Raw genomic sequence first — 4,470 nt, forward strand, 5'->3', positions numbered from 1 at the left:
TATTCTGCAAAACCATATTATTACGTTTAGCAAACTCTCTAAATATTTTTTTAAAGTGATAACAATATTTATAATGAGTCATGGCTGAGGCTTTAAGCTCTGTATAAATAAATCCGATCAATATAGACAGATGTGCATTTAGTTTCACTTCACTGTTTCGAATATCGAGAGCATTATATTGAGTATTTGATGTTCGAACACAAATATCAATAAAAGTTGAATATACATTTATGAACTGTCCGTTTTCGCTTTTCTTAACGGTTAAGAAAATTATTTTTTCCAACTCATTTCGATAGTCACTAGACAAGACTTTATAAAGTTTTGGATAATATGTAAGTTGCTTGGGGAGCATAGTGACACCTAATTCTAATGAGTAACAGTATGAATACTAGCTCAAGACTGACACGTGTCAATCATTTTTTTTAAAAAAGTTTACCGTAAGTGTATGATTTGCTTTGTTATAATGGAAATTGACAAGTATTGCGATTCGGGGAAATCTCAACAATCACGCAGCCAAGATTTTAACCGCCAAACCGCACTGGAACAATTTATTGAACTGGTAAGAAGCGTTGGTGTAGTACAAAAAGCCCGTATACCAACCAAAGCGACAAAAGGCAGCCAAAAGCGACGCATTGAAACAAAAAAACAACGCGGTGCCACTAAAGCGATGCGCCAAAATAAATCTGATTATTAATAATTAATTAGTAAATAATTAGTAAATAATTAGCCAGTTGCTAATAAATCATTAGTAAGTCGCTAGCAAATTATTAGCAACAAAGTGAATCCGCCATCACTCAATGACTAAGGTATTACCCTAGTTGAGCATTTTTTGGTTTACCTGATAACCGTCTTCGGTAAGAATGCTTGTTGAACCCTCTTTTGTGCTGCATATTAAGCCGACTTACCTTGCGATTTTTATAGGAACCATCATGAGCCAAACAGCAAAAGTTTTATTGATCAACGGTCCTAATCTCAATCTATTAGGCCGTCGCGAACCCGGACATTATGGTCACCAAACACTCACCACTATTGTGGATGAATTAACTCGCAATGCGACTCAGGCTGGCGTTACGCTTGAACATATTCAGTCCAATGCCGAGTATCAATTGATTGATGCAATTCATGCTACCGACGCTCAATTTATTATTATCAATCCAGCAGCCTTTACGCACACCAGTGTAGCTTTGCGTGATGCCATACTTGGGGTAGCGATTCCGTTTATTGAAGTACATTTATCTAACGTACATGCCCGCGAACCTTTTAGGCACCATTCGTACTTTTCAGATAAAGCCCTAGGAGTAATTTGTGGCCTAGGCGCACAAGGTTATGATTTTGCTCTGCAAGCGGCGATTAAGCACTTGAGCGATAAACACTAAATATCATTCTATAAAGGGATAGCCCTTGAGTAAGTTAAAAGCGGACGTGAGCATTATTTACAGTGGCATATTCAGCCAATGGGACAATCAAAGCGATGACTTGCCGCGCTTGTTGCAGGCAACGATACATGTACCTGCGATTATCGACACCGAATTTGGTTTCATCACGCGCATAAAAAAAGCCAAAAACCAAGTACTCACTTATTGTATTTACCACCCTAACATTACCGATGACGACGGTAATGTTAGCCCACCGTTTGATGGTGAGATATTTATCAAAGAAAATGATTGGCGCTTTTATCTGGGTGATTGCATCTGGGCACCGATCACTAATAAGGTCGGTAACTGGCGGATGACGCTGGAGTTAAATGGCAAAATCATTGCAGACAAAACCTTTAAGGTGCATCTACCAGATTAATTGCGACGCTTAATAGTCTGTACCGCAACTTCACTAAGTTAGAATGTTTGCTATAATCCGCGCCAATAGCCACACCATTTAATGAGCCCTCATGTCCATTCAAGCTGTTTTAGCCGATGCTTTAGCCAAGCGTGCCACTTTTTTTGAGCAAGCTGCCAAAGATAATACTGATTGTTATCGGGTTTTTCACGGTACCGTTGAAGGTGAAAATGGCCTTAACATTGACCGTTACGGCGATGCATGGCTCATTCAAACATTTCACCAAACCTTATCGGCTCAGCAACTTGAAGACATATCAAGCCTACTGACTGCGCACGCGGACTATCATATCGTCTATAACGATCGCTCAGGCAGCCATTCTCGTGTGGTTAATCATGCCGAAAATGAAGCCCAAGACTACTCGCAGTCAGAACAAGTCATCCATGAAAATGGCATCGCTTTTACCTCCAAGTTACGCCATGAAGGTCAAGATCCGCTGCTATTTTTAGACATGCGTATTGGGCGTGAATATGTACGCGCTAACAGCCAAGGTAAGAGTGTTCTAAACTTGTTTTCATACACTTGTGGTATTGGTACTGCTGCAGCGATGGGCGGTGCTCGTAAAGTCATGAATGTCGACTTTTCATCATTTGCATTAGCTGCGGGACAAAAAAATGCTGAGCTAAACAATGTCACTGATGTGTGTGAATTTGTTCAAAGTGATGCGTTTCCGGCATTGCGTCAATTAGCGGGTTTGCCTATTGGCGGTCGTCGTAATCAAAAACTGCCTAAATACCCTAAACTGCGTGTGACTCAGTTCGACCTAGTGTTTTTAGACCCGCCACGGTTTGCTAAAAGCGCCTTTGGTATTGTCGACTTAGTCAATGATTACCAAGGTTTATTTAAACCAGCAGTATTAACCACCAAAGTCGGCGGTAAAATTGTCTGTTGTAATAATGTCGCTAAAGTTGATCGCCAAGCATGGTACGACAGCCTAGTCCGTTGCGTAGAAAAGCAAGGCCGTAAAGTCACTGCGACTCAGTGGTTAGATTGCCACCTAGACTTCCCCGCATTTGATGACAATCATCCGTTAAAAATTGTCGTGCTAACAATAGACTAACAGTAAATTAGTTATATGTTTAATTAAGCGTTATGCCTCTTATATAAATAATTCAGCCACCTTTAAGGTGGCTGAATTGTATCTGCGAATTCACATCAGCTGATTACGACACCGGCGTGACTTTAGGGCTACCAGCGGTACTGGTTGCACTGTAACCACGGGCGTCTAACTGAACAAATGTCTTATCTAAAATAGTATCGACGTATTGCCAATCACTGCGGACTTCATTTTCGGTAAATGTCAGTAATAAGTAACCACGATCCTTCAAATTAGCGTATTTAAGATCGGCGACCAAACCGACTATTGCCGCTTCAGTTGCCGGCATTTCAGCATCAGACAAGCCTAAGTAATACTCAAGCCCTGGGGATGACACCGAACTTGTGGCAAATTCTATTCCGACAATATCACCACCACTATCGGTTAAATCGCTGGCCCAGGCATTATGCGTATCACCGGCAATAACCACCAAGTTATGCTGTAACGACTTTGCCGTCGCTAAAATTACTTCGCGCTCGTAGGCGTAACCGTCCCACGCATCTAAGTTGTAAGGAATAGCTGGTAGCTGAAGTAATGCAATAACCTCTGGCGTCAGCTTGGCTTGATTCGCTTGTAAGTAAGCTAACTCTTCTGCGGTTAACGTTGGGTCGCCCGCTTGAGCACGGCCCGCTAGCTGCGCTAATCCTGCAAGTTCAGCAAACTGCGGAATACTCATTTGCTGGGTCGCAATGGCAGCTGGCATTAACATTTTGCCCATTAACACTTGTTGACCTAATACTTGCCACTTAGCAGTAGACTGCAACAAGGTTTGTTGTAACCACAATAGTTGAGTCTGGCCTAACAGGGTGCGGTCAGTATCGGTTACATCAGCTAAAAATGTGCTGCTGTTAAATGCACCTGTGGTCGCATCAATATATTGGCTATATTCTAATTGTTTATCGCGAGCCAATACCCGAGTATCGAGCATGTGCAAATCAACCAAGTTACCGTAATTAAAACTTCTGTAAATTTCTTCATGGTTACCTTCACTCCATGGACGAATTGGCAGCCATTCAAAGTAAGCTTGTAGTGCGGCTTGTTTGCGTTGATCAAAATCACCTTCACCATCGTTATGGTTTTCAGCACCGTCTTTCCACGTATCATTGGCCACTTCATGGTCATCCCACACAGTAATAAATGGTACTTTGGCATGTAGCTTTTGTAAGCTCGCATCACTACGATATTGACTGTAACGGGTGCGGTAGTCGTCTAATAAAAATAATTCACCGGCTGGCAACACTTCACGCCCAAGCTCGACAGCATGTTCACTGGCATATTCACCACGAGCATACTCATATAAATAATCGCCTAAGTGCACGACAGCATCCAAATCATTTTGCTGTGCAGCCATTTCATACACATTAAAATATCCAGCAGGAAAGTTAGCGCATGACATTACCGCCAACTTAACAGACGCCACGCTACCTTCAGGTAATGTGCGTGTTTGCCCCATTTCAGATACCGTTTCACCCGCTTTAAAACGATAGAAATACTGTTGGCCCGCTTCAAGTCCAACTGCGTCAACTTTAACGGTATAATCT

Annotated in this window: 5 protein-coding genes and 1 pseudogene; 4 read left to right on the forward strand and 2 right to left on the reverse strand. The window is 42.0% G+C overall.

Features of this window, described 5'->3' with window-relative positions; all coding sequences use genetic code 11:
- A partial coding sequence (locus CXF78_RS21635) for a hypothetical protein (protein ID WP_219622070.1) occupies positions 1-352 on the reverse strand: 352 nt, incomplete at its 3' end.
- 141 nt (positions 353-493) lie between these two features.
- On the opposite strand from CXF78_RS21635, the pseudogene CXF78_RS11090 reads away from it, so the two are divergent.
- The 4 genes and pseudogenes from CXF78_RS11090 to CXF78_RS11105 all read left to right on the forward strand — a co-directional run.
- Positions 494-694, forward strand: a pseudogene (locus CXF78_RS11090) (aminoacyl-tRNA hydrolase); the annotation flags it as partial.
- A gap of 235 nt (positions 695-929) precedes the next feature.
- Positions 930-1,376, forward strand: a complete 447-nt coding sequence (aroQ, locus tag CXF78_RS11095; protein WP_011639010.1) for a type II 3-dehydroquinate dehydratase — start codon at positions 930-932, stop codon at positions 1,374-1,376.
- Positions 1,377-1,401: 25 nt separating this feature from the next.
- Positions 1,402-1,794: a DUF3859 domain-containing protein gene (locus CXF78_RS11100; protein WP_102036807.1), complete on the forward strand. Its 393-nt coding sequence runs from the start codon at positions 1,402-1,404 to the stop codon at positions 1,792-1,794.
- Between the two features lie 91 nt (positions 1,795-1,885).
- Positions 1,886-2,893, forward strand: a complete 1,008-nt coding sequence (locus CXF78_RS11105) for a class I SAM-dependent rRNA methyltransferase (RefSeq protein WP_102036808.1) — start codon at positions 1,886-1,888, stop codon at positions 2,891-2,893.
- A 103-nt stretch (positions 2,894-2,996) separates the two neighbouring features.
- Here the strand turns inward: CXF78_RS11105 and CXF78_RS11110 are convergent.
- The coding region (locus CXF78_RS11110; protein WP_102036809.1) for an alkaline phosphatase D family protein at positions 2,997-4,470 on the reverse strand (1,474 nt) is incomplete at its 5' end.

The organism is Shewanella sp. 11B5, assembly GCF_002836795.1.
GTDB lineage: Bacteria > Pseudomonadota > Gammaproteobacteria > Enterobacterales > Shewanellaceae > Shewanella > Shewanella frigidimarina.